The sequence below is a fragment of the Hymenobacter mellowenesis genome (assembly GCF_030581005.1).
Taxonomy (GTDB): domain Bacteria; phylum Bacteroidota; class Bacteroidia; order Cytophagales; family Hymenobacteraceae; genus Hymenobacter; species Hymenobacter mellowenesis.
Genome location: NZ_JAUQSX010000001.1, coordinates 274,059 through 298,628 on the forward strand (window position 1 = coordinate 274,059; position 24,570 = coordinate 298,628).

Below are 24,570 nucleotides of genomic sequence, written 5' to 3' on the forward strand. Positions count from 1 at the left end.
TTTGCTTCGACCTCGCGGCCTTTTGCTTCATCAACCCCTGCTATGAACGACGTTTTCTCCGATGTTTTTGCCCTCACCTACGAGCCCGTCTCTAACCTGCTGGTGGGCCGCTGGATGGCCAACGTGCCCGACCGCAGCCTGCTGCCCCCGCAGGAAGAGCTGCTGACGGCCGCCCTGCACCACAACCGCTGCCGGTTCTGGCTGCTGGATATGCGCGCCCAACAAGCTTATTCGCCCCTGCTGCTGGAGTGGCTAGGCGGCCTGCTGGCCCAGCAGGTGGTGTCGGTACTGAGTTCGCCGGTGTTCATGGCCTGCGTGGCCGATGAAAGCCACCGGACCGAAATCGAGAGCATTGGCACCGAAACCCTGCTGCGCCAGCAGGCCGAGCACGAGTTCTACCCCTACTTCTTCTCCGACGAAGCCGCCGCCCGCCTCTGGCTGGCCGACAGCCAGGACCACGCCCACCGCCCGCCCCGGCAGTAGCTTTTTCCGCATTGGCAACCATCGCTTCCCGGCTACCAACTTGCCAGTGACAAAAAGGGCCCGCTGCAGATGCAGCGGGCCCTTTTTTCACCGTTCCAGGCGCCCCTACTCTACCACCAAGCGCCCGGTGGCCGTGCGGGCCCCGGCGCTAATGCGAACGGCGTAGACGCCGGGGGCCAGGCCGGTGAGGTTCAGCACGGTGGTGGGGCTGGCAGTAGCTGGGCAGGTACGCACGGGGCGACCCAGCGCGTCGAGCACGGTGAGTACCGCCCCAACGGGCGCCCGCACCGTGGCCGTGGCATGGGCCGGACTGGGAAATAATTCAATCCCGCCCAGTTCGGCCGCCCGGGTGGCCAGCGGCGCCGCAGCCAGCGACGCCAGAAAACCGACCGTAGTGGCCGTGCCGCTGGGAATAACCACGCTGCCGAAAGTGGCCGGGGGCACTGCGCTGCCGCTCACATAGAGCGTGGTGCCCGCCAGAGACAGGCCGCCGGCCTGGTCGTTGCCGGCGCCTCCGGCCTGCTGCGCCCACACGTAGTTGCCAATGGTGCCGGTGTCGGTCAGACGGGCCACAAACACATCGGTGGCGCGCCCACCGGGCGAAGTATTGTTTAGAACGATGCTCCCAAACGCCGCCGTGGGGCTCGAAAAAGCGCCGGCCATGTACACGCTGCTGCCGCTCACGGCCAGCGCGGTGGCTTGGTCCGAAGCCGTGCCGCCGGCCTGCTGGGCCCAGGTGAAGGCGCTGCTCAGGCCGGCATCCGTCAGGCGGGCCACGAAGGCATTAACAGTCCCGGCGCTCACCAAACCCAGGGCATCGAAGACGGCCAGCCCGCTGAAGCTGCCGGCCACGTACACATTGCTGCCGCTCACGGCCAGCGCGGTGGCCTGGTCGGGGCCGGTGCTGCCGGCATTTTTGGCCCAGGCGAAGGCGGTGTTGGTGCCGCCATCCACCAGCTTGGCCACGTAGGCATCGCGCCCGCCGTTGCTGCTGAGCGTGGTGGTGCCGAAGGGAATGTTGCCCACGAAATCGCCGGCCATGTACACGTTGGTCCCGCTCACGGCCAGCGCGGCCACCTGGTCGTCGCCAGCGTTGCCGCCGTTGGCCCGCGCCCAGCCAAAGGTGCTGCGGGTGCCGGCGTCGGCCAGCTTCGCCACGAAGCAGTGGGCCAGGCCCGCCGTGCCGCCGGTGGCGGTGGGGTTGTTGAGCGTGATGCTGCCCAGCGCCATGCTAGGGCTGCGGAAGGTGCCGGCCACGTACACGCTGGTCCCGCTCACGGCCACGGCGGTGGCGCGGTCTTCGTTGGCCCCGCCGGTGGCCTGCACCCAGGCCACGCCGGCGCTGGTGCCCGCGTCCACAAATTTGGCCACGTAGCCATCGGCCGCGCCGTTGGTGCTCACGGTGGTGCCGCCGAAGTTGGCCGCGTTGGCAAATACGCCGGCCACGTACACGTTGGCACCGCTCACACCCAGCGCCAGGGCCTGGTCGTTGGCTGCCCCGCCCATGCGCTGCACCCAGGCAAAGCTGCGGCTGGCCACGTTCCACTTGCCCACAAATGCATCGGCGAGGCCGTAGCTGGTGAGCAAAGAGCTGCCCAGGGCCACCGTGCCGGTGAAGGAGCCGGCCACGTACACATTGGCGCCGGTGGCGTCGGGGGCGGTGGCCGTCACGGTATAGGCGCCGTTGGCGGCCGAGGCCACGGGCACCGCGCTTTGCCAGGCGGGGGCCTGGGCGCGAGCGAGGCCGCTGCCCAATAAGAGGCCATTGAGCAGGAAGCTTCGCAGGAGCGTAGACATTTTTTTCATCGAATGACGGAGAGTTGGAACAGTAAAAAGGGCGGCCCGGCCGCGCTGTTCCGATGGACCGCCCCGGCGGCGACGGGTTTAACCACCCGCCAAAAGCAAAGAAGCCCCACCTTGCGGGCGGGGCTTCGGATAATCTACTCAATGGGTTCAGATGAGCTTACTCCACCACCAGCTTTTGGGTGGCAGTGCCGCCGCCGGTCGCCACGCGCACGGCGTGGAGGCCGGGCACGAGCCCAATCAGGTCCAACTCGGCTTTTGAACCAGTGGCCGTTTGGGTACGCAGGGCGCGGCCCAAGGCGTCGAGCACGGTGAGGGTGGCCGGGCCGGCGCCGGGCGGCAGCTGCACGGTGGCGCGGCCGTGGGCGGGGTTGGGAAAGAGGCCGAAAGCCACGGCCGGCCCCGCCCCGGGTGCCACCCCAGTGGGTACCGCGTATACCGTGGCCACAAAGCCTTCCGGCGTGCCCACTGGCCCGGCTAGCGCGTAAGCCCCAAAAGCGGCCGGCACTAAGGCCACGCCGCTCACGTAGAGCAAATTTCCCACCGCCTGTACTGAAAATCCTTGGTCGTCGCCGGCGCTGCCGGCACGTTCAGCCAATTGTACTTGCGCCGCGCTTCCCAGGTCGAGCAAGCCGGCTAAAAACACATCCTTACCGCCAGCCGAGGCCAGGCTATGCGTGCCGAATATGGCCGCACTGCCCGCGAAATAGCCCGTGACGTACACGTGGCCCGTTTGGTAGGTGAGGCCCACGGCCAAGTCACCGGCGGCACCGCCTATCGATTTGGCCCACACAAAGGAGCCGCCGCTTCCCCCGTCCGTCAGCTTGGCCACGAAGCCGTCGGTGAAGGTGATGGGGCTGCTGGCGTTGGTAAGCGTGGTGGCGCCAAAAGCGGCCGTGCCCCCCCCAAAACCGCCCGCCAAGTAGAGGTCCGAGCCGTTAGCCACTAGGCCGTATGACAAGTCATCGCCGGTGCCGCCAGCCCGCAGGGCCCAGCCAAAAGCAGCCGAGGTTCCTGCGTCGGTGAGCTTGGCCACGAACACGTCGTAGCTGCCCGCCGAAGCCAAGGTGGTGGCGCCAAAGGTTTCGGCAAGACCCGTAAAATAGCCACTTATGTACACGCTGGTGCCGTTCAAGGCCAAGCCAAAGGGGGCGTCCAGCCCCGCGCCACCGCCCCGCACTGCCCACGCCACGGCGGGTGCGCTGCCGTTATCGTTAAGCCTCTCCACGAACGCATCGACCCCGCCGGCCGTAGCGAGATTATTGCTGCCCAAGGCAATGGTATTGTTGAAATTCCCGGTCACGTACACTGCACTGCCCACCACCGCCACAGCCGTAGCGGCCTCAGCATCGGGGCTACGGATGGCCTGCACCCAATAAAAAGAGGCGGCCGGACCGGTGTCGTTAAGCTTGGCCACGAATCCATCGTCTGCGCCCGCGCCGGCCACCGACAGGGACCCGAAAGTGGCCGTGTTCTGATACGTCCCCACCACGTATACGCTGCTGCCGTTCAGCGCTAGGCCATTCACTGCGTCGCGACCGGGCCCACCCGCTTGCTGCACCCACACCACGCTGGCCGTGTTGGGGTTCCATTTCACCACAAACACGTCGGTGCTGCCGGCGCTGGTGAGCGTAGTACCACCAAAGGTGATGCCGCCCGAAAATTGCCCCGCTTGGTACACATAGCCCGCCGCATCTACCGCCGAAGCAATAACCGTGGACGAATAAGCGGCCGACGCGCTCATGCCCGGCGCCACCGCCGAACGCCACATCGACCCTTGGGCCGAAGCCACCGCAGCGGCCAGCAGCAAACACATGAAAGTAAAAATGAGACGCATAGACAAGTTGCTTAAAACTTTGACAAAATAGGCAATAAATAGAATGAAAGCGCGTGGGACCGCCCACCCGGCTAGCCTCGCAGTTGATGCCAGACCGGGCTAACCCTTTCACAGCCCCCGCCTCGAGCGCCAGCCTTCTTGGTGCGTGCATTGGCAGAGACAGTTTTTGTGCAAAGACGTTTCTCTCGAATGAAAACGCCCCGACCATCCGGCCGGGGCGTTCCCATTTTCCATCGAAGCCGCAGCTTAATCCACCAGCACGGCGCGGCCGCTTTCCACGTCCTGCTCTACTGATTTGTATTTCACGTCGCGCTTCACGGTGCCGTCCATGTACTGCACGTTCACCTTGTCGTTGCGGTTGGCCACTTTCTGGCTGCGCACGGGTACCTGCTTCTCGGCGGCCTGGGGCGTCTGGTAGTCGGGGCCCATGTCCTCGGGGCCGGCGCCGAGCGAGTCGAGGTTGCTCTCGTGCTCCACGGTGAAGTTGGTGTGCTGCTCTTCGTCTTCGAGGTAGTAGTCCTGCTCCTCGTTGGTGCCCACGGCGCCCTGCTGCACCGGCACGTCGGCGTGGAAAAGGAAGCTGGTCGTTTCCTCGTTCACCTTCGCAATCATGCGCTTGAACAGCTCGAAGCTCTCGAACTTGTATACCAAGAGCGGGTCTTTCTGCTCGTACACCGCGTTTTGCACCACCTGCTTCAGGTCGTCCATCTGGCGCAAGTGTTGGGTCCAGGCCGTGTCAATCACGCTCAGCACCACTACTTTCTCCATCTGGCGCAGGATGTCGTGGCCGCCGGTGGCCTGGGCGCGACGCAGGTTGGCAATGGCCTGCACCTGCTTCTTGCCATCGGTGAAGGGCACGGCGATGTTCTCGTAGGGCGCGTTCTGACTCAGCAGGTCGTTGATGAGCGGCAGCGAGTTCGTAGCAATGTGCTCGTTCTTGCTCTGGAAGTAGCCTAGGGCCTCGTCGTACAGCTTCTGGGTGAGGGCCGGCAACTGCAGGCCGGTGAGGTCCTGCTGCGTCAGGAAGGTGTCGTAGCCGAAAACCTTAATGATGTTGAGCTTGAAATCCTCAAAGTCGCCCGTGATTTTGTGGCCTGCGGCGATATCCTCGCTCACGTCGTAAATCATGTTGAGGATATCGACCTCCATGCGGTCGCCGTGCAGGGCGTTGCGGCGGCGCTTGTACACCACTTCGCGCTGGGCGTTCATCACGTCGTCGTATTCCAGCAGGCGCTTGCGGGTGCCGAAGTTGTTTTCCTCCACCTTCTTCTGGGCGCGCTCAATGGAGTTGGTAATCATCGAGTGCTGAATCACTTCGCCCTCTTCCATGCCCATGCGGTCCATCAGCTTCGCAATCCGGTCGGAGCCGAACAGGCGCATCAGGTTGTCTTCCAGCGACACGAAGAACTGCGAGGTGCCCGGGTCGCCCTGGCGGCCGGCGCGGCCCCGCAGCTGGCGGTCGACGCGGCGGCTTTCGTGGCGCTCGGTGCCGATGATGGCCAGGCCGCCGGCGTCTTTCGACGTTTCGCGCAGCTTGATGTCGGTACCGCGGCCGGCCATGTTGGTGGCAATGGTTACGGTGCCGGGGTAGCCGGCGGCGGCCACAATCTCGGCCTCGCGCTGGTTCTGCTTGGCGTTGAGCACTTGGTGCTGGATGCCGCGCAGCTTCAGCATGCGCGACACCAGCTCGGAAATTTCAACCGAAGTAGTACCTACCAGCACTGGGCGGCCGGCTTCCACCAGCTTCTGGATTTCCAGGGCCACGGCGTTGTATTTCTCGCGCACCGTCTTGTACACCTGGTCGTCGGAGTCTTTGCGGCTGATGGCGCGGTTGGTGGGAATCACCACCACGTCGAGCTTGTAGATTTCCCAGAACTCGCCGGCTTCAGTTTCGGCCGTGCCGGTCATGCCGCCCAGCTTGTGGTACATGCGGAAGTAGTTCTGCAGCGTCACGGTGGCGTAGGTCTGGGTGGCGTCTTCCACGCGCACATTTTCCTTGGCCTCGATGGCCTGGTGCAGGCCATCGGAGTAGCGGCGGCCTTCCATCACGCGGCCGGTCTGCTCATCCACGATTTTCACCTTGCCGTCCTCGCTCAGGATGTACTGGTCGTCTTTCTCGAACAGCGTGTAGGCTTTCAGGAGCTGGTTCACGGTGTGCACCCGCTCGCTTTTCTCATTGTAGTCGCTCATCAGCTTTTCCTTTTGCTGGAGCTTCTCTTCGGCCGAAAGCGCGGCGTTTTTCTCAATGTCGGCAATGCCCATCCCGATGTCGGGCATGATGAACAGCTGCGGGTCTTCGCCCTGGGCCGTAATCAAATCGATGCCTTTTTCAGTCAGCTCAATCTGGTTGTTCTTCTCGTCGATGGTGAAGAACAGCGGCTCGTCGGCCTTGGGCATCTGGCGCGAGTTGTCGGCCAGGTAGTGGTTTTCGGTGGCCTGGAGCACGGCACGGTTGCCGCTTTCGCTCAGGAACTTGATGAGGGGCTTGCTCTTGGGCAGGCCGCGGTGGGCGCGGAACAGCATCAGTCCGCCCTCGCCGTTTTTGTCGCCTTCTTCCACGCCGGTTTTGCCTTCGGCGATGAGCTTGCGGGCCTGCACGAGGTAGTTCTGCACGATTTTCTTCTGCTCGTCCACCAGGCGCTGGATGCGCGGCTTGAGCTGGTAGAACTCGTGCACGTCGCCGCGCGGCACCGGGCCGGAGATGATGAGCGGCGTCCGCGCATCGTCAATCAGCACGGAGTCCACTTCGTCCACCATGGCGTAGTGGTGCTTGCGCTGCACCAGCTCCTCGGGGTCGCGCGCCATGTTGTCGCGCAGGTAGTCGAAGCCGAATTCGTTGTTGGTGCCGTAGGTGATATCAGCCTGGTAGGCGGCGCGGCGCTCCGGCGTGTTGGGCTGGTGTTTGTCGATGCAGTCCACCGTGATGCCGTGGAACTCGAACAGGGGCGCGTTCCACTCGGAGTCACGCTTGGCCAGGTAGTCGTTCACCGTCACGAGGTGCACGCCGCGCTTCGACAGCGCATTCAGGAACGACGGCAGGGTCGAAACCAGCGTCTTGCCCTCGCCCGTGGCCATTTCCGAAATCTTGCCCTGATGCAGCACCACGCCGCCGATGAGCTGCACGTCGTAGTGCACCATGTCCCAGGTGATTTCGGCGCCGGCCGCCGTCCACTTGTTGCTCCAGATGGCTTTATCGCCCTCGAAGGTCACGTTGGCGTGCGTGGCGGCGTATTCGCGGTCCCGGTCGTTGGCGGTTACCACCAGCTGGCCGTTTTCCTTGTAGCGGCGGGCCGTTTCCTTCACGATAGCGAAGGCGTTGGGCAGCACCTCCAGCAGCACGGCTTCGAGGTCTTTATTGCGCTGCTTTTCCAGGGCATCGATTTGCTCGAACAAAACCTCCTTCTGCGCCACATCCAACTGCGGCTGGGTGTCGATTTGCTGGTGCAACCCGCCAATCTGGCCATCGAGGCTGGCCAGGCGCTCGGCAATGCGGGCCCGGACAATATCGGTCTGCTCGCGCAGCTGGTCATCGGTCAGGCCGGCCAGTTTGGCATATTCGGCGTTGATGAGGGCCACATAGGGCACTACATCCTTGAGGTCCTTTTCAGCTTTGGAGCCAAAGATTTTGGCGATGGTTTTGCCGAGAAAATCTAACATTAGGTAGTCTTTTAGCGAATAAGCGCCTTGGGCGCACCTCAAATTTACGCAGCCTTCCGCTAAAACCGTCCCAAAACGAAAAGCCCCGCCAAATTGGCGGGGCTTTTTCTGTAGCGTGGACTCTGTGAGTCCGCGCCTCGGTGCGTAGCAGCGAATAATTGTTATGATGGTTGTGCAGGCGTTTTGCGGGCCTGCATTCGCCGCTTCGCGGCGAGGTGCGGACTCGCAGAGTCCACGCTACGGGCTACTCCTGTTTCGGCGAGCGGCTGATGAGCTTTTCTACCAGCGCGGTGCTGCCCGAAATGGCGGGTAGCGCCGGCTTGGCGGCGTTTTCCTTCTCCGTCAGCTTTTTGTAGAGCGTCAGGGCCTGGGCCACTACCTGGTCCATGTTGTAGTACTTGTAGGTAGCGAGGCGGCCCACGAAATGCACGTTGGGCGTCTCGTCGGCCAGCTTCTTGTACTTGTTGTACAGCTCGGCGTTTTCCGGCATCGGGATGGGGTAGTACGGGTCGCCCTCGGCCTGCGGGTACTCGTACACGAGGGCCGTTTTGGGGTGCTCCTGGCCGGTGAGGGCCTTAAACTCGGTGATGCGCGTGTAGAGGTTGTCGTTGGGGTAGTTCACCACCGGCGCGGCGAGGTGCTTTTCCTTGCTCAGCGTCTCGTGCTTGAACTCCAGCGAGCGGTAGGGCAGCTTGCCGAACTTGAAGTCGAAATACTCGTCTACGGGGCCGGTGAAAATCATTTCCTTGAACGGAATGAAATCCATGATTTCGTGGTAATCTGTGTTCAGCATCACCTTGATGTTCGGGTGGTCGAGCATCTTCTCGAACATGCGGGTGTAGCCGTGCAGGGGCATGGCCTGGTAGGTATCGGTGAAGTACCGGTCGTCGCGGTTGGTGCGGGTAGGCACGCGCGAGGTCACCGATTTATCGAGCTGCGAGGGGTCGAGGCCCCACTGCTTGTTGGTGTAGTTCTTGAAGAACTTGTTGTACAGCTCGCGGCCCACCTTGCTCACCACCACATCTTCCGACGTGCGGATAACGTCCACCGGTTCGGCCACCGAGGCGAAGAATTCCTCTACCTCAAAGCTGGTCAGGTTCAGGCCATAGAGCTTGTTGATGGTGTCGAGATTGATGGGCATGGGCACCATCTGGCCATCAACCGAGGCGAGCACGCGGTGCTCGTAGGGACGCCAGTCGGTGAAGTTGCCGAGGTAGTCGAATACGTCCTTCGAGTTAGTATGGAAGATGTGCGGACCGTACTTGTGCACCATGATGCCGTCCTCGTTGTAATGGTCGTAGGCGTTGCCACCGATGTGACTGCGCTTGTCGATGATGAGGACTTTTTTGTTGCTGCGGGTGGCCAGCCGTTCGGCAAGCACGCTGCCGGCAAAACCGGCCCCAACGATGAGGTAATCAAACATGGTGCGTAGGGTATGGAATGTGGTAAGGAATGGACTATCGGGAGGGAATGAGGCAATAAGAAACTGACTACCTGTAGCCAGCATGAACAAACCGGCGTCCGGCTACGAAGCGGGCGTGATGGGCGGCAGCGTCACTTCCGACACTTTGGGGGCCATCAGCGGCGCGTGGGCCTGTGTGGTGGTGGCCGCGTCGTCTTTTTTGGCGTGGAGGCGGGCCTGCATCAAGTCCACCATTTGCTGCCAGGTCTGGTCCCACGATATGGTGGCCAGGTAATCATCGGTGCGCTTCCGCCAGTCGGCATCTTCGCGCTGGGTGAGGGCCTTCTCGATGGCCTTGCCGAAATCGGCGGCATTATCGGCAATCTGGACAAGGTTGAGGTCGCCGTAAGGGCGCACCACGTCGCGGATGGGCGTGCTCACCACGGGGTTGCCGGCAGCGAGGTATTCGGGGGTTTTGGTGGGCGAGATGAACTTGGTGCTTTCGTTGTCAGCAAACAAGAGCGTCGCCACATCCCAACCCTTTAAGTAGGCCGGCAGTTCCTTGTAGTCTTTGCCGCCGAGGTAATGTACGTTGGCCGTGCGCGGTAGCGTAGCCGGGTCAATTTTCACCACTGGCCCGATGATGACAAACTGCCACTCTGGATGCTGCTGCGATAGTTCGCGGAGCAACTCAATATCGAGCCGCTCATCCACCACGCCGAAGAAGCCGATGCGCGGGTGCGCAATCTTGGCCTGGTCGGCGGGCTCGGCCAGCGGGCCGCGGGCCTGGCCGAAATGGGCCTTGTCGATGCTGCTCGGGAAAGGGTGCGCGTCGTTGTGCTGCTCGCGCTTCGATTCGTAGAGCGTGTGGCCGCCGGTGAACACAAGGTCGGCTTTCTCGAACAGTTCCAGCTCGCGTTTTTTCAGCTCGGGCGGCGCGAATTTGAAGGCGGCCAGCTCGTCCATGCAGTCGTACACGGTGAGCTTGGGCGTGAACTGGCGCGACTTGCCGAGAGCCATCGGCGTGTAGTACCAGAAAATGTAATCCCGAACGCCCTGCTCATTGAAATAATGGCTGAGCACTTCGAATTGGGCCTGGTCGGCGGCGCTTTCATCGGAGCGCAGGCGCTGGGGCAAGTGCACCACCACCACCTTCACCCCATTGTCCCGAAGTTTGATTTCAACGTGCGGCTCGATGAGGTCGTCGTTGTGGTAAAACGCATCTTCCACGTAGAACACGCGGCCATGCTGGGCGAAGCGGGAAAGTAAATGCTGGGGCCGCTGCCACACAAAGTCCCAATGCAAATGCGCAAAGCAAACCAGGTCGAGCAGGGTATAGGGAGAAGTGGTTTCGGCGGCTGATGCGCTGGGCCGGGCAGCGGTGGCAGAGGCACGCAAAGGCACTTCCACCGTCGATGAAGGGGGCATGAAAACTGGCAGGAAAAAGGAGTTTCGCGCCGCTCCGGGGTAATAATCGGATAGTAACCGGGGCGCTTGCCACTCTATACGCAGCCGCCGGGCCGAAGGATATGGTTGAGCTTATCGGCTAGATTGGGTAGCAATAAGTATATAAACAAGTATACATTATTAAAATCCCGTTCTTATTCGTTGCCTTCATCCCCTAGCAAGCACTGCCATTCCACGGCATCGGCCCAGCCGCTGGGGGTGCGCAGCCACTGCCGCCGTGTGCCCACGCGTCGGAATCCCGCCGCCTGAAACAGCCTCATACTGGCCCCGTTACTGGCCCCGACAGTGGCATACAACTGGTGCAGCCGCAGTACTTCGCGGGCGTATTTTTTCAGCAGCCCGAGGGCCTGCCGGGCGTAGCCGTGGCGCCGCTCGCTGGCCAGAATGGTGATGCCTACACCGGCCCGCTGGTGCAACGGGTCGTACTCAAAAAGGTCGATTACGCCGACCGGAATCTGGCCAATTTCAGTAGTAATCACCTGCCGCAGCTGGCGCACTACGTATATATCCGCAGCCGCATGGACCAAGTACTCTCGCAACTCATGCCGCGACACGGGCGCCAAGGTGTCCGACACCCCCCAGATGTCACGGTCATTCTCCAGCGCGTAGAGGAAGTCGAGGTCGGTGGGTTCGAGGGCGCGGAGGTGAATAAGACGAGAAGCCGGCATTGGGAAAATAGAAATTTGAAAGAAACTCGTCTGGTACAAATGCGAAGCTGGTTGGCGAAGCGCGCCATTGCACGAATTAACCAAAGGGCGCTGAAAGCAAGCGGCGTTTCGCCCGCAGCAGCAGCAACCATTGCATGGGAGCAGTACTTTAATGGCCTCTTTCCGCGTTGGTACACGAATCCTTTCTATTTGAACGACATGGCCACTCCCCTGCTCACCCTGCCGCTGGCTTCGCTGCAAGTGGGCCGCCCGCGCACCTTGGGCGAGCCCGATGCCCCAAACCCGCTGCACCGGGCCTGGACCACCGCCCTGCTGAAGGAGCCAATAACCGCACCGCACTGGTTGTCGGAATTGAACATTGACGGTGACGAGCAAGCCGACTTGCGCAATCATGGCGGCCCCGACCAAGCCCTGTGCGTTTATCCAGGAGTGCATTATGCACACTGGAGCGCGCAACTGGGCCAGGCCATGCCAGCAGGCAGCTTCGGAGAAAACCTGACTTTGGCCGGCCCATGGACGGAATCGGACGTTTGCATCGGCGACATTTTCCAGTTCGGGGAGGCCACCGTGCAGGTTTCGCAACCCCGCTCGCCTTGCTGGAAAATTGCCCGCCGCTGGCAGGCACCGCTGCTTTCGCAGTGGCTGCAGGAAACCGGTTTCACCGGCTGGTACATGCGCGTGCTCAGGCCCGGCCATATCCAGCCCACCAGCAGCCTGGAATTGCTGGAACGCCCTTATCCCGAATGGACCGTGGCGCGCGCCAACAGCGCCAAGTACGAGCAGCGCCACAACCGCGCCCTGGTAGCGGAGCTGGCCGCCTGTCCCGCGCTGGGCCAGCACTGGCTACGCAAGATGCAAGGCCGCCTGTCCGGCGTCTTGCCCCTCAACGACGATGCCAACCGCCTGCAAGGACCTAATGCCGAATAGCGGCGGGCAGAAGCAGAAAACGTTAAATCTGCCCTGAAAACACCCGCACCGCTGGCCCGCTCAGCCATACGTTCTTAAAGCCGCCATCGGCCCGCGGCTCAAACGACACGGCCAGCTCGCCGCCGGGCGTGCTCAGGCGCACGGGCGAGGCGGCGCCGCGCTGCGAGGCGGCCAGGGCCACGGCCGTGACGCCGGTGCCGCAGGAGAAGGTTTCGTTTTCGACGCCGCGCTCGTAGGTGCGCACGGGCCAGGGGTGGGCGGGGTCGGCGGGGATTTCCACGAAGTTGACGTTGGTGCCAGCAGGGTCGTAGGCCTGGTCATAGCGAATGTCGTGGCCGGTGCCGTACACGTCGAATTCGGCCAGCGTGGGGTGCTCTTCGGCGTCGAGGAAGTGGACGTGGTGGGGCGAGCCGGTGTGCAGAAACACGTCGCCCTCCTCCCCTACTTCGGCTTCGACGGGGGCGTTTACGTCAATCATGCGCAGGCGTACGGTGCCGTCGGGCTCCACGCGGGCGTCGTGGGGGCCATCCACGGCCAGGAAATGGGCCTGGTCCTGAATCACGCCGAGGAACTTGGCGAAGGCCACGAGGCAGCGGCCGCCGTTGCCGCACATGGAGCTGGGCAGGCCGTCGGCGTTGAAATACACCATTTCGAAGTCGAAACCTTCCTTGTTGCGCAGCAGCATCAGCCCATCGGCCCCGATGCCAAAGCGGCGGTGGCAGAGGTGGGCAATGCGGGCTTGGTCGGTTTCGTCGAACTGGCGGGCGCGGTCGTCGATGATGACGAAGTCGTTGCCGGTGCCTTGGTATTTATGGAATTGCATTTGAGTGGTGTTTAACGCTTGCAAAAGTAGCCCTGCGATGAAAGATTAGGGACCGTCATGCAGAGCGCAGCGAAGCATCTCGCGTGCGACCACTGATTCTGACGTTTGAGTTACTACCCCACGCGAGATGCTTCGCTGCGCTCTGCATGACGTTCTTTTTTCGGCTGTACCTTGCCTCTACCGGTGCTCCCGCTCATACGCCAGCCCGCGGTATTTCATGCGCCGTTCCGAGTTCTTACGCTTCGGGGCGATGTAGCCGCGCAGGTATTTCTCGATGACCAGCACGGCGGCCGGGGCAGCGGCGGTGGCTCCGAAACCGGCGTTTTCGAGGTAGACGGCGATGGCGATTTTGGGATTGTCGGCGGGGGCGAAGCCGACAAAGGTGGCGTGGTCGTCGCCCTCGTCATTTTGCACGGTGCCGGTTTTGCCAGCCACGGTGATGCCTACGTCGGCCAGATTGGAAGTGGCGGCCGTGCCGCCGCGCTGCATCACGGCTATCATGCCGGGGATGAGTGCCTCGAAGTTGGCGCTGTCGATGAGGGTGTGGTGCTTTTCGGTGAAGCGCGACAGCGGGCCATTCTCGCCGATGCTACGCACGAAATGCGGGGTGTAGTACCAGCCCCGGTTGGCGATGATGGCCATCATATTGGCCATTTGCAGGCCGGTGAGGTTGATTTCGCCCTGGCCGACGCTGAGGGAATAGATGGAGCGAAACTTCCAGTAGCGGGTGCGCCGGGCCTTGTCGTAGAAGGCGGGCGTGGGCAGGAATCCGGCTTGTTCGCGGGGCAAATCGACACCAAGCAAGGTGTCGAGGCCGAAGGATTTGGCATAGTGCTGCCAGGCGGCGAGGTTGCGGTGGCGGGCGGTGGTTGTGTCGGCCACGAGGCTGTCGGGCACGTGCTCGATGAGCTTGCGTATCGCTTGGTAGAAATAGGGGTTGCAGCTGTATTGCAGGGCCATGCTGAGGTTGCGGGCCTGCGGGTGGTGGTGCACACAGTTGATGAGCGACTGGTCGCACCGAAACCCGGTGGTGGGCTTGATGGCCCCGAGCTGCAACGCCACGGCCGCGTTCACGAGCTTGAACACCGAGCCGGGCGGGTTGGCCAGCGTGGCCGAGCGGTTGAGCAGGGGCATGTCCTCATTTTCAAGCAGCTTGTGGCGCGTACCGGAGCGGTCAGGCGCGGTGAGGGCGCCGGGCGCGAACGTGGGCGCCGACACCGCCGCCAGCACCTCGCCGGTGCGCGGGTCGAGGGCCACGAGGTAGCCTTTGCGGCCGGCCAGCAGGCTTTCGGCGTAGGCCTGCAGCTTGGCGTCGATGCTCAGGTGCAGGTCCTGGCCTTGCTGGAAGGCCGTATCGGCAGCCCAGGAGCCATGGGGCTGGCCCAGCGTATCTAAGAGCGGGTGTGCGTAGCCTCGGTGGCCGGTGAGGAGGCCGTTGTAGTAGCTCTCGATGCCGCCGTTGCGCAGGCGGTAAAAACGACCACGCTGCTGGCGCTGCGCCAGATTCAGAAACGCCTGGGCATTGGCATAGGCGTAGCCGAGGATGGGCGCGCCGGTGCTGGTGGTGTAGCTGCGCAGGGTGCGCTGCTCTAGCTTGAGCATGGGCCAGTCGGCCTGGTTATCCTGGATTTTTTTGGCCTCAGCGTTGGTCAGCAGCAGCTTCACGCCGCCTTTAGGGCGGGCGCCTTCGTAGGGCAGGGCGGCTTCGATGCGGCGCCACAATGCACTGTCGCGCCAGCCCAGCAGGCGGTTGAGCTTGAGGGAATCGAGGGGCGGGCGCGTGGGCAGCGCCAGCAGGTAGACGGGGCGGGTGGCCACCAGCACGGAGTCGTTGCGGTCGAGCACACGGCCGCGCTGCAGCGCTTCGGTTGAGACAACGCGGCGCGGCGTGAGCGGCCCGAAGGTAGAATCCTGCACGGCCGGCGGCGCGCCCACTTCCTGCCCCGGCGAGGAGCAGGCATTCAGCAGCAGCATGAAGGCCAGGATGAAGGGTTTCCAGGGAAAAGCTGTTTGCATCCGGTAAAGCTAGTATCCGGCTGGCCGGTGGGCGTCGGTGGTTCGATGAACAGGGCTGCCTGCCTTTCCAAGCAGCCCAGCCGGCCGGACCACTGCATTCGCAACTGCCTAAAATGCCGCCCGGCTATTGCAGCCGCTTGCGCAGCAACACAACCTGCCCGGCATGGTAGAGGTAGTGCTGGGCCACGCCGTGCAGCATCTGGTACGCGGTGTAGCTGTCGCCCTGCGGCGGCTCGAACGTGGCGCCGATGGTACGGTCCAGCTCCGCTTCGGGCAGGGTTGCGACGAAGGCCAGCAGCTGCTCGTGGGCCGTGTGCAGGGTGGCGCGGGCAGCCTGCCAGTTGGCTTCGGTGAGCTGCTCGGGCTGCGGCGGCCAGTCCTCGGCGTCGCCGGCTTGCAGCGGCTGGTTCTCGGCAATGCGCCGCCGAACTACTTCCGACCAACCCGCGACGTGAACCACGATTTCCCAAATACTGTGGGCGTTTTCGATGGGGTATTGGGCCGCCTGAGTAGCGGTTACACCTTTCAGATTGGTCATTAATGACGGGCCACACCACGGCTCACCGTCGAAAGCACGGCGAAGCTGGTCGAGCAGGCGAGGAATTTCGGGCATGATGGAAAAGCGAATAATGGCACGCTGTAATCAGCATACGGCCGCCTTGTGTGAAAGGCTTCGGACCAGCGCCATTGCCCAAGCGTCCTGCCCTGTCGGCGACGGCCATGCCGCCTCGCCCTACCGGGCCCCGCCCCTACCTTTGCGGCCTGCTTATGTACGACTTCCTCACCACCTCGCCCTGGCCCGACTACGAGCTGATTGATTCCGGCAATTTCCAGAAGCTCGAACGCTTCGGCAAGTACGTGCTGGCGCGTCCCGAGCCGCAGGCCATCTGGGACCCGCACCTGCCGCTCAAAGAATGGGAAAAGGCCGATGCCGCCTTCGCCCGCGCCCCCGGCTCCACTGAAAAAGGCCAGTGGCGCCTCAAGCCCAGCATGCCCGAGCAGTGGGTCATCGCCTACGAGCGGCCCGACGGGTTGAAGCTGAAATTCCGCCTGGGCCTGTCGTCGTTCAAGCACGTCGGGCTGTTTCCGGAGCAGGACCCCAACTGGCAGTTCATCTACAACCAAACCCGGAAGCGCCGCGCCAAATTGCCGCGCGTGCTCAACCTGTTTGCCTACACCGGCGCCGCCACGCTGGCCGCCCGCGCCGCCGGGGCCGACGTGACCCACCTCGATTCGGTGAAGCAGGTGAATTTCTGGGCCCGCGACAACATGGAAGCCAGCCAGCTCGACGGCGTGCGCTGGCTGGTGGAAGACGCCATGAAGTACGTGCGGCGCGAAGTGAAGCGCGGCAGCAAGTACCAGGGCCTCATCCTCGACCCGCCCGCCTACGGCCGCGGCCCCAACGGCGAGAAATGGCAGCTCGAAGACGAGCTCAACGAGATGCTCAAACTCAGCCAACAGCTCCTCGACCCGGAAGACCATTTCTTCGTGGTCAATCTGTATTCGCTGGGCTTCTCAGCCCTGATTCTCGACAACCTGACGACAGCCATTTTCCCCGGCGAGAAGGTTGTGCGTGAGCTGGGCGAGATTTACCTGCACGATGCCGGGCAGCGGAAATTGCCGCTGGGCACGTTCTGCCGGTTTGCCACGTAGCGCAGTCGTACCCGGCGGGGACTTTTAGTCCGCGTCACACTATCAGCCGTATTGCACCACTGCTTCGCTAAACTCGCGGACTAAAAGTCCGCGCTACTTCATGCACAAACCGCACGCCCATCGCCGCGTCGCCCTCATCGACATGGGCACCAACACGTTTCACCTGCTCATTGTGGAGATGGCCACCACGCCCGGCAACAAGCCGCTGGTGCTGCTGCGCACCAAAGTGGGCGTGCGCCTCGGCGAAGGTGGCATCAGCAAAGGCATCATCGCGCCCGACGCTTATGCGCGGGCTCTGCACACGTTGGCCGGCTTCAAGGAAGAAATAGAATTGCACCAGGCCCAGGAAGTACGCGCTACGGCCACCAGCGCCATGCGCGTGACCAAAAACGGCCCCGATTTGGTGCGCGACATTTTTGAGCAAACCGGCATTCAGGTCAACGTCATTCCCGGCGAGCGGGAGGCTGAGCTCATCTGCGAGGGCGTGCGCCAGGCCGTGGATTTGGGCCAGGAGCACCACCTGATAATGGACATCGGCGGCGGCTCCGTGGAGTTCATCATTGCCAACCAGGCCACCATTTTCTGGAAGCAAAGCTTTGAAATCGGCGCCCAGCGTTTGCTGGATAAGTTCTTCCCCGACCCCAGCGGCGTGTTTCCGGCCGCCGCCGTCGAGGCCGAGCAGCAGTACTTCGGCACCGTGCTGGAACCGCTCCTCGAAGCCGTGCGGCGCTACCAGCCGGTGAGCTTGGTGGGCGCCTCCGGCAGTTTCGACAGCCTGGCCGACATGCAGCTGGGCGAATTGCGCACCGAAGCCAACCTGTCGCCCAGCACCGAACTGGCCCTAAGCAGCTTTCAGGAAAGCTACCGCCACCTGCTGAGCGGCAACCACGAGCAGCGCGTGGCCATTCCGGGCATTCTGCCCATGCGGGCCGACATGCTGGTGGTGGCCGCCGTGCTCGTTGATTACGTGCTGGGCATCACGGAAATCACGCGCATTCGCACCTCGGCTTATGCCCTGAAGGAAGGCGTACTGGCGGAAATGCTGGGGCTGTAAGGCTGGTCACTCCATAATTAGGACAGGAGGCATTTCCCAGTGGGAAATGCCTCCTGTTTGCTTAAAATCGGTGTACGCCTGAACGACGTAAGGGGGGCTTGCCCCCGCCCGGCTATTCGCGCCGTTCCAACAGAATCGTTCAACGGTCGGGCGGGGGCAAGCCCCGCCCCTACGTCGTTTTTTTATTCCACCACCACTTTGCGGGTCAGCGTTTCGGCGCCGGCCTGCACCAGCAGGGTGTAGAGGCCCGGGGCTAAGTCGCGGGTGCTCACCTGCTGCTCCGTCGCGGTGGTCAGCGCCTGGGCGCGCACCACCTGGCCCAGGGCGTTGAGCAGCTGCAGGCGGCCGGCGCGGGCGTCGAGGCCCGACAGGCGCAGGGTGAAGGCGCCGGTGGCCGTGGGGTTGGGGAATACCGTGAGGGCGGCGGCGTTGGTTTGCGGGCGGGTGCCGAGCGGCACGAGGCCAACGGTGAAGGAGCCGGTGGGGTCGTTGCTGGCGTAGCCGCTCACGGCCAGGTAGTAGCGCTGGCCGGCGGTGAGGCCCGTCAGGGCCACGTTGCCCAGGCTGGTGTTGGCGCCCGCGCTGGCGCGGCAGGCCACCTGCACGAAACCGGTGGAGCACGTGGTGGCCGTGAACACGCGCACCAGCCCGGCCGCGTTGCCGCTGAAGTAGAGCGTGGGGTTGCTCACGGCGGGCGTCCAGGTAAACCAGGCGTCCTTGGGCAGCTGCGCATTCGAGCAGGTGGGCAGCGTGTTCACGATGCCGCCGATGGTGCTGGTGGTGCAGTTCACGTTGGAAGCGGTGATTTGGCCGGTGAGGGCGATGGCGCCGCAGGGCTCGTCGTAGGCCGGGGTGAGCTGGTCGAAGGTGATGGTCTGGGTGTTGTTGGCGGCGTTGCCGTCGGGCTGGCCGTTGGGCAGGCTGCCGGTCACGCTGAGGGTGTAGGTGCCGGCCTGCGTGAGGGCGATGGGCGTGGTGAACGTCAGCTGCTGGGTGGCGCGGTAGGCCAGGTTCAGGCCCGTGAAGGTTTGCGAGTTGGTGGCGGGCGTGGCACCGTTGTTCACCGCGTAGCTCAGCGTGACGGACGTGAGCGGGGCCGTGCCGTCGTTGCGAATAGTCACCGTGACGGGGTTGGTGCCGAGCACGGCCGGCGTGGCGGGCGCGTTGATGCTCAGCACGGCCACGTCGTTGGGCACTACGGTCAACTCGTAGGCGCCCGGGTCGGGCAAGGCCGGCCGCAGCGTGCCCACGATGTCGCGCGGCACGCGGGCCAGCAGTGCGCCGGTGCCGGTGCCGTCGAGGGCCGCGTTCAGGGGCCGCAGGTCGCCGGTGGCCACACTGGCAAACTGCGGGGCCAGGGCCACGCTGTTTTGGTCGTAGGCGGCGCTGTTCACGGCGCGCCAGTTGACTAGGGTCACCTGGTTGCTGTTGTAGTAGCCCGTGTAGCCGTTGGTGCCGGTCACGTATAGGTTGTTGTAGTCGGAGGTGATGGCAGAAGTAGGGGCCCCGAAGTACAGCGCGTACTTGTTGCCGGTACCGCCGCGGGTCACGCTCAGCAGGTTATTGCGGAAGTCAATAAAATTGGCCACGCCCGTCTGATAAAAGGCGTAGCAAGCCGACGTGCCGGTATAGGCCGCGTTGTCGAGCGACACGGTGTTGTGGTAGTAGCGCGTGTAGCCGGTGCTCGAATTGTAAATGCCGTAGTCGACGCCCGTGCCGGTGAAGTTGTACATCACGTTGTTCACCACCTCGTTTTCCGTCCCCAGCGTGCCGCTGTTCGAAGTGTAGTAAATGCCGTAGGCGCTGGCGCCCGCACCGCCCGTGGGTGCCCCCGTGAAGGAGTCGTGGATGCGGTTGCTTTCGACAACCGACGACAGGTTGTTGTAGGCGTAAATGCCGTAGAAGGTGGTGGTCACCGAGCGGTTCAGGCGGTGCACGTTGTTGCCCGTCACCCGCGCGCCGGTGCAGGTTTCCACGTCAATACCGCGCATGTAAAAGTCGCGCACCTCGTTGTTGGTCACGCGCTGGCCGGTGGCCCGGCTGCCGCTGGTGTAGCCCACCAGCACTACACCGTTGTAGCCGCCGCTGATGAGGTTGCGCTCCACCCGCAGGTTGTTGGCGTTGCCGGGCGGCACCAACGTGCTGGAATTGCCCGCTGCTGTCAGAATGCCCACGCAGCCGCCCGAGGTGGTGGACAAGGAGGTCAGTATCACGCAGGACGCAATGCGGTTGTTTTCGGCCGCTCCCTGCAGCTGCACGCCCGTACCGTAGCTCACGCCCGGGGCAACTCCACCCGTGGCGTCGATGGTGAGGTTCTGCAGCGTTACGTAGTCGGTGTCGAGCAGCGAAATGGCCGCCGACTGCACCACCGTGCCGTTGTAGGTCAGGGTCTGCTTATTAGCGCCGCCATCCACCACCACGGTGTCGGTGGCGCTCACGCCGGGTATCACACCCAGAATAAACGGGCCGGTGTAGGGACCGTTGAGCACGTTCAGGCGCACGGGGCCGGCCACGCCGCCGCCGTTCAGGGCCGCCGCCGCCGCCCCGAAGCTGGCGAAGTTGGTGGCGCTGGCAGGCTGCTGCTGGTTGATGGTGTAAGTGCCGCGCAGGGCGGTGTAGAGCACCGTGGTGCGGGCGTTGTTGGTAGCGTTGGCGTCGGGCTGGCCGTTGGGCAGGCTGGACGTCACGGTCAGGGTATCGGAGCCGGCCAGCAGCGTGGCCGGCGTGGTGAAGGTGAGGCTTTGGGTGGCAGCAGGGCCCAGGCCGCTTAGGGTGAAGGTCTGGGCCACGGGCGGGCCGCCGTTCAGCACGTACTGAAGGCGCACCGACGTCAGCGTGGTGCTGCCGTTGTTGAGCACGGTGGCCACCACCGGCCGCGCACCCGCTACCACTGGCGAGGTGGGCGCATCAATGCTCAGCACAGCCACATCAAAAGCCGGCGGCGTAAACTCGTAGGCGCCCAGGTCGGGCGCGGCGGCGCGGGCAGTGCCCGTGAAATCCTGCGGCACGCGGGTGAGCGGGGTGGCCTTGCCATCGAGGGGGCTGGCGGTGGGGCGCAGGTTGCCGGCGGTCACATTCTCGAAGCCGGGTTCGGCATTGGTGCTGTTCTGGTCGAAGGCGGCGTTGTTGGCGGTGCGCCAAGCGGCGAAGCTGATGTAGTTGGTCAGCACATAAGAACCCGTGATGAAGTTGGCGCCCTGCCCGCTCAAGTCGTTGTAGTTGCACACGGTCGAGCCCGTGGTGCCCGTGGACAGGAACACGGCGTACTGCGGCATGCCCCCGCCCCGGTTCACCCGCACGATGTTGTTCAGGAATTCCACGTTCGGGCCCAGCAGCTGGTAGAAGCCATACGAGCTGTTGATGGACGTGCTGCTGGGGTCGTTGATGTCGATGGTGTTGTGGTAGTAGCGCGTGTAGGCCGAGCTGTTGTTTTGAATCCCGTACACCGCGCCCGAGCTGGAAATGTCGTACACCAGATTGTTGATGATGTAGTTGGGGCTGGTGGCCGTGGCCGCCGTGCCCGTGCCCACGTAGATGCCGTACGACGTGCCGCCGGTGCCCGCCGCGTAGGCGCCGTGCAGGCGGTTGCGCTCCACGGCTGCGCCGCTCACGCCGGTGGTGAGGTAGATGCCGTAGTAAGTCGTCACCGACGTGGCCGTAGGCCGCGTGGCCTCGTTGCCGGTCAGCTGCGGCGCGTCGAGGTAGCCCGCGTACAGGCCGTACTGGTAAAAGTCGCGCACCGTGTTGTTGCTGATGACCACGCCCGGCGTGGGCGCAGCGGCCGTGTTGCCCATGGCCACAATGCCGTAGTAGCCGCCCTGCACCGTATTGCCGCTGATGGTCACGTTCTGGTTGGCCGTGGCGCCGGCCCCGGTGATGCTGGTGGTGGAAGCCCCCGACACGATGCCGGCGCAGTTGAAGGCTATGCCGGCAGTCACGGTGCAGTTGCTCACCACGTTATTGTCGGCGTTGTTCACCAGCTGCACGCCCCAGCTGGCCGTGGTGCCGGTAAGGGCCGTCACGTTCAGGTTGTTCAGGGTGATGAAGTCGGCTCCGTTTAGTATCACCACGGCCGGCTCGGCCGCCACGGTGGGCGTAAACTGCAGGGTGCGGCCATTGCCGTTGAACGTCACCCGGTTGGTGGCGCTGCTGCCCGTGATGGCCGGCAGCTTCAGCTGCTCGGTGTAGGGCCCGCCGCTCACCGCAAAGGTCACGGGGCCGCTCACGCCGCTGGTGGTCAGGGCCGTAGCCGCCGCCCCGAAGCTGGCGTAGTTGGTGCCGCCCGTAGGCAGGGCGCTGTTGATGGTGTAGGCGCCGCTGAGTTGGGCCAGGGCCGCCGGGCCGCTCAGCAGCAACGCCAGCAGCGCGCCGCCCAGGCGGTACCAGCGGGCCGGGCGGGGCATCATCGTAGTTGTTTCAGACATAGGAAAAAGAATGAAGGATTTTGAAGCGAATAAAACGCTGACCAGCAACCGCTGTGCCCTGCGTGCAAACACCCGCAGGAGCGGTTGCGACGGGCGCTCTTGCCGCACAAGGTAGCCTTGCCCCAATACCGCTAAAACCGCCCCGGCGCGAGTCCGGCGGTTTCGGGTGCGAGTCCGGATTTTTGGAGTGCGAGTTCGCTTTAAAGCCCAATCCGGCGCAACCGGCTGCTACCAAGCCGGGCAGGCGCCCCAATTCAGGGTTTTCGGCCCCGCCACCGTATCTTGGGTAATCCTGTCTGTTTCGCTTTGTCTGTGCGCTTCTTTCGCCTCTTGTTTCTGCTGTTGCTGCCCTTCGGAGCCGGGGCCCAGGCGTCCATCGACAGCCTGCAGCAGCGTTTGGCCACCACGCCGCCCGACACCAACCGCGTGCTGCTGCTCAATCACTTGTGCTGGCAAACCAGCACTCATAACGTGGCCCAGGCCCTCGCCTACGGGCAGCAGGGCCTGACGCTGGCCCGGCAGCTGCGCTTCGGCCTGGGCGAAGTGTACCTGCTCAACGCCCTGGCCCGGGCCGCCTTCCTGCAGCACGATGAGCTGGCCGCCATCCGCTACTACCAGCAGGCCGTGCGCCGCGCCGAAGCCACGCCCCGGGCCGACCGCCAACTCATGCTGGCCCTGCTGGGCCTGAGCCGGGTGGCCATTCAGCAACAGGATTTTGCCGAAGGCGAGAAGTACGGCCGCCTGGCCCTGGCCCACCTGCAGCGCCACCGCCCGGTCTCGCTCACCGACCAGGGTCTGAGCCAGTACAGCCTGGCCTCGCTCTACTACGGCTGGCTGCGCTCCGGCCAGCCCGCTCCCGACTCCATCGACCGCCTCTGCACCACCTACACCCGCCGGACCCTGGCCACCTTCCGCCGCCTGCCGCCCGATACCAACCTGGCTTCCTGCTTCGCCGACATGGGCAAGGTGCACGCCCTGCACCGGCAATATGATTCGGCCGAATATTGCTTTCACGAGTCGCTGCGGCTCTACCAGCGCTTCGGCGACCGATTCGGCCAGACCGAAACCCGCCTTGGCCTGGCCGAAGTGCTGCTGGCCCGCCACCGCCCCGCCGAGGCCGAAGCCCTGCTCCGCCCCGCCGTGGCCTGGGCCCGCCAGCTCAAAGCCACCGGCCTCGAAGCCCAGGGCGACCAGCTGCTGGCCGCCGCCCTGGCCGAAACCGGGCAGGGCCTGGCCGCCTATCGGCTGGCCCACACTGGTCAGGCTTTGCTCGACAGCCTGCAGTCGGCCGAACGGCGCGAAACCCTGGCCCGCCTGCGCGTACAGTTCGACACCGAGCGGCAGCAAAGCCGCGTGCGCGAGCTCACCCAGCGCACCCGGCACCAGCAGCAGCAGGCCGCCCGGCAGCGACAGTACCTGTGGCTGCTGGGGGGCTTGTTGCTAGCCGTGGCCGGCGGCTTGGGCGTGGCCGGCCTGCTGGCCTGGCGCCTGCGCCTGAGCCGGGCGCTGCTGGCCAATCAGAACGCCGAGCTGCAGGCCACCCGCACCGAGCAGGACCGCCTATACGCCCTCATTGCCCACGATTTGCGCAGCCCCGTCGTCGCCTTCACCGCCCTGGCCGACCTGCTGAAGCGCTACGTGGAGCGCCACGACACCGTCCGCCTGCTGGGCCTGGGTGAGCGCATGCGCCAGGCCGCCGAGGGCCTGCGCGGCCTCCTCGACAACCTGCTGAGCTGGGCCCTCACCCAGCGCGGCGAACTCACGCCCCAGCCCGAGCCACTGGCCGCCGCCGCCCTGCTGGCCGAAGCTGCCGAGCTCTACCAGCCCGGTGCCGAAGCCGGCGGCGTGCAGCTCCTCGTGGCACCCGAAGCCGCCGGCCACCTCCTCGCCGACCGCAACATGACGCATACCATCCTGCGCAACCTCATCAGTAACGCCCTGCGCGCTACGCCGCCGGGCGGCACCATTACCCTCGACGCCCGCGCCAGCCAGCCCGGCCAGCTAGTGCTGAGCGTGCGCGATACCGGCACGGGCATGGACGCCGGGCAGGTGCAGCGCCTGCTGGCCGAGGCGCCCCTGGCCCTGCCGGCCGGTCGGCGCAGTCCCACCGGCCTGGGCTGGCGCCTGAGTCAGTCGTTTGCCCGCGCCCAGGGCGGGCAGCTGGGTTTGGAGAGCGCGCCGGGGCGGGGCACTACGGTAATGTTGAAGCTGCCGGCGGCGGGGAGCGTGGCGGTGGGTATGAAGGTGCCTCACCTGGCGGGAGAGGCGGTGTAGGGGCGGGGCCTGCCTCCGCCCGGCGTTGAACGAAATCATTGAGGCGGCGCGCTTGGCTTTGAACAAAATCGGTGAGGCGGCG

15 protein-coding genes are annotated in these 24,570 nt (G+C 64.2%); 5 read left to right on the plus strand and 10 right to left on the minus strand.

Translation table 11 applies throughout. The features are described 5' to 3' along the window. Positions 1-42 precede the first annotated feature (42 nt). Positions 43-483 (plus strand): hypothetical protein, encoded by a 441-nt coding sequence (locus Q5H92_RS01170; protein ID WP_305009644.1) that lies wholly within the window; start codon positions 43-45, stop codon positions 481-483. Between the two features lie 105 nt (positions 484-588). On the opposite strand, the gene Q5H92_RS01175 is transcribed toward Q5H92_RS01170, so the two are convergent. The 6 genes from Q5H92_RS01175 to Q5H92_RS01200 all read right to left on the minus strand — a co-directional run bounded on the left by Q5H92_RS01175 (position 589) and on the right by Q5H92_RS01200 (position 11,317). Further along, positions 589-2,280, minus strand: coding sequence for a T9SS type A sorting domain-containing protein (locus Q5H92_RS01175; protein WP_305009645.1), 1,692 nt, complete (start codon positions 2,278-2,280; stop codon positions 589-591). A gap of 166 nt (positions 2,281-2,446) precedes the next feature. Further along, on the minus strand, positions 2,447-4,123 hold the full coding sequence (locus Q5H92_RS01180; RefSeq protein ID WP_305009646.1) for a T9SS type A sorting domain-containing protein: 1,677 nt from the start codon (positions 4,121-4,123) through the stop codon (positions 2,447-2,449). A gap of 246 nt (positions 4,124-4,369) precedes the next feature. Beyond that, a complete protein-coding gene (gene secA / locus Q5H92_RS01185) occupies positions 4,370-7,780 on the minus strand; it encodes a preprotein translocase subunit SecA (RefSeq protein ID WP_305009647.1) in 3,411 nt (1,136 codons plus the stop codon). A gap of 244 nt (positions 7,781-8,024) precedes the next feature. Further along, entirely contained in the window at positions 8,025-9,203 is a 1,179-nt protein-coding gene (gene glf / locus Q5H92_RS01190; RefSeq protein ID WP_305009648.1) for a UDP-galactopyranose mutase, read from the minus strand. A 102-nt stretch (positions 9,204-9,305) separates the two neighbouring features. Then, positions 9,306-10,610: a glycosyltransferase family 1 protein gene (locus Q5H92_RS01195; protein WP_305009649.1), complete on the minus strand. Its 1,305-nt coding sequence runs from the start codon at positions 10,608-10,610 to the stop codon at positions 9,306-9,308. Positions 10,611-10,783: 173 nt separating this feature from the next. Further along, positions 10,784-11,317, minus strand: a complete 534-nt coding sequence (locus Q5H92_RS01200) for a GNAT family N-acetyltransferase (protein ID WP_305009650.1) — start codon at positions 11,315-11,317, stop codon at positions 10,784-10,786. A 198-nt stretch (positions 11,318-11,515) separates the two neighbouring features. Here Q5H92_RS01200 and Q5H92_RS01205 point away from each other — a divergent pair, with 198 nt between their 5' ends. Then, on the plus strand, positions 11,516-12,244 hold the full coding sequence (locus Q5H92_RS01205) for an MOSC domain-containing protein (RefSeq protein ID WP_305009651.1): 729 nt from the start codon (positions 11,516-11,518) through the stop codon (positions 12,242-12,244). 22 nt (positions 12,245-12,266) lie between these two features. Here the strand turns inward: Q5H92_RS01205 and dapF are convergent, their stop codons facing one another. The 3 genes from dapF to Q5H92_RS01220 all read right to left on the minus strand — a co-directional run bounded on the left by dapF (position 12,267) and on the right by Q5H92_RS01220 (position 15,696). Continuing rightward, positions 12,267-13,067: a diaminopimelate epimerase gene (gene dapF / locus Q5H92_RS01210; RefSeq protein ID WP_305009652.1), complete on the minus strand. Its 801-nt coding sequence runs from the start codon at positions 13,065-13,067 to the stop codon at positions 12,267-12,269. A 177-nt stretch (positions 13,068-13,244) separates the two neighbouring features. Further along, positions 13,245-15,083, minus strand: a complete 1,839-nt coding sequence (locus tag Q5H92_RS01215) for a peptidoglycan D,D-transpeptidase FtsI family protein (RefSeq protein WP_305009653.1) — start codon at positions 15,081-15,083, stop codon at positions 13,245-13,247. Between the two features lie 124 nt (positions 15,084-15,207). Beyond that, positions 15,208-15,696: a DinB family protein gene (locus tag Q5H92_RS01220; RefSeq protein ID WP_305009654.1), complete on the minus strand. Its 489-nt coding sequence runs from the start codon at positions 15,694-15,696 to the stop codon at positions 15,208-15,210. A 155-nt stretch (positions 15,697-15,851) separates the two neighbouring features. Between Q5H92_RS01220 and Q5H92_RS01225 the strand changes: the two genes are divergently transcribed. Further along, a complete protein-coding gene (locus Q5H92_RS01225) occupies positions 15,852-16,736 on the plus strand; it encodes a class I SAM-dependent methyltransferase (protein WP_305009655.1) in 885 nt (294 codons plus the stop codon). A gap of 100 nt (positions 16,737-16,836) precedes the next feature. After that, positions 16,837-17,790 (plus strand): Ppx/GppA phosphatase family protein, encoded by a 954-nt coding sequence (locus Q5H92_RS01230; protein ID WP_305009656.1) that lies wholly within the window; start codon positions 16,837-16,839, stop codon positions 17,788-17,790. 182 nt (positions 17,791-17,972) lie between these two features. On the opposite strand, the gene Q5H92_RS01235 is transcribed toward Q5H92_RS01230, so the two are convergent. Beyond that, entirely contained in the window at positions 17,973-22,214 is a 4,242-nt protein-coding gene (locus Q5H92_RS01235) for a beta strand repeat-containing protein (protein ID WP_305009657.1), read from the minus strand. A 312-nt stretch (positions 22,215-22,526) separates the two neighbouring features. On the opposite strand from Q5H92_RS01235, the gene Q5H92_RS01240 reads away from it, so the two are divergent. After that, positions 22,527-24,488: a sensor histidine kinase gene (locus Q5H92_RS01240; protein WP_305009658.1), complete on the plus strand. Its 1,962-nt coding sequence runs from the start codon at positions 22,527-22,529 to the stop codon at positions 24,486-24,488. The last annotated feature ends 82 nt before the right edge of the window (positions 24,489-24,570 follow it).

Coding starts and splice junctions, on each gene's coding strand:
- Q5H92_RS01170 (WP_305009644.1), top strand. CDS start 43: ATGAACGACGTTTTCTCCGATGTTTTTGCCCTCACCTACGAGCCCGTC.
- Q5H92_RS01175 (WP_305009645.1), bottom strand. CDS start 2,280: ATGTCTACGCTCCTGCGAAGCTTCCTGCTCAATGGCCTCTTATTGGGC.
- Q5H92_RS01180 (WP_305009646.1), bottom strand. CDS start 4,123: ATGCGTCTCATTTTTACTTTCATGTGTTTGCTGCTGGCCGCTGCGGTG.
- secA (WP_305009647.1), bottom strand. CDS start 7,780: ATGTTAGATTTTCTCGGCAAAACCATCGCCAAAATCTTTGGCTCCAAA.
- glf (WP_305009648.1), bottom strand. CDS start 9,203: ATGTTTGATTACCTCATCGTTGGGGCCGGTTTTGCCGGCAGCGTGCTT.
- Q5H92_RS01195 (WP_305009649.1), bottom strand. CDS start 10,610: ATGCCCCCTTCATCGACGGTGGAAGTGCCTTTGCGTGCCTCTGCCACC.
- Q5H92_RS01200 (WP_305009650.1), bottom strand. CDS start 11,317: ATGCCGGCTTCTCGTCTTATTCACCTCCGCGCCCTCGAACCCACCGAC.
- Q5H92_RS01205 (WP_305009651.1), top strand. CDS start 11,516: ATGGCCACTCCCCTGCTCACCCTGCCGCTGGCTTCGCTGCAAGTGGGC.
- dapF (WP_305009652.1), bottom strand. CDS start 13,067: ATGCAATTCCATAAATACCAAGGCACCGGCAACGACTTCGTCATCATC.
- Q5H92_RS01215 (WP_305009653.1), bottom strand. CDS start 15,083: ATGCAAACAGCTTTTCCCTGGAAACCCTTCATCCTGGCCTTCATGCTG.
- Q5H92_RS01220 (WP_305009654.1), bottom strand. CDS start 15,696: ATGCCCGAAATTCCTCGCCTGCTCGACCAGCTTCGCCGTGCTTTCGAC.
- Q5H92_RS01225 (WP_305009655.1), top strand. CDS start 15,852: ATGTACGACTTCCTCACCACCTCGCCCTGGCCCGACTACGAGCTGATT.
- Q5H92_RS01230 (WP_305009656.1), top strand. CDS start 16,837: ATGCACAAACCGCACGCCCATCGCCGCGTCGCCCTCATCGACATGGGC.
- Q5H92_RS01235 (WP_305009657.1), bottom strand. CDS start 22,214: ATGTCTGAAACAACTACGATGATGCCCCGCCCGGCCCGCTGGTACCGC.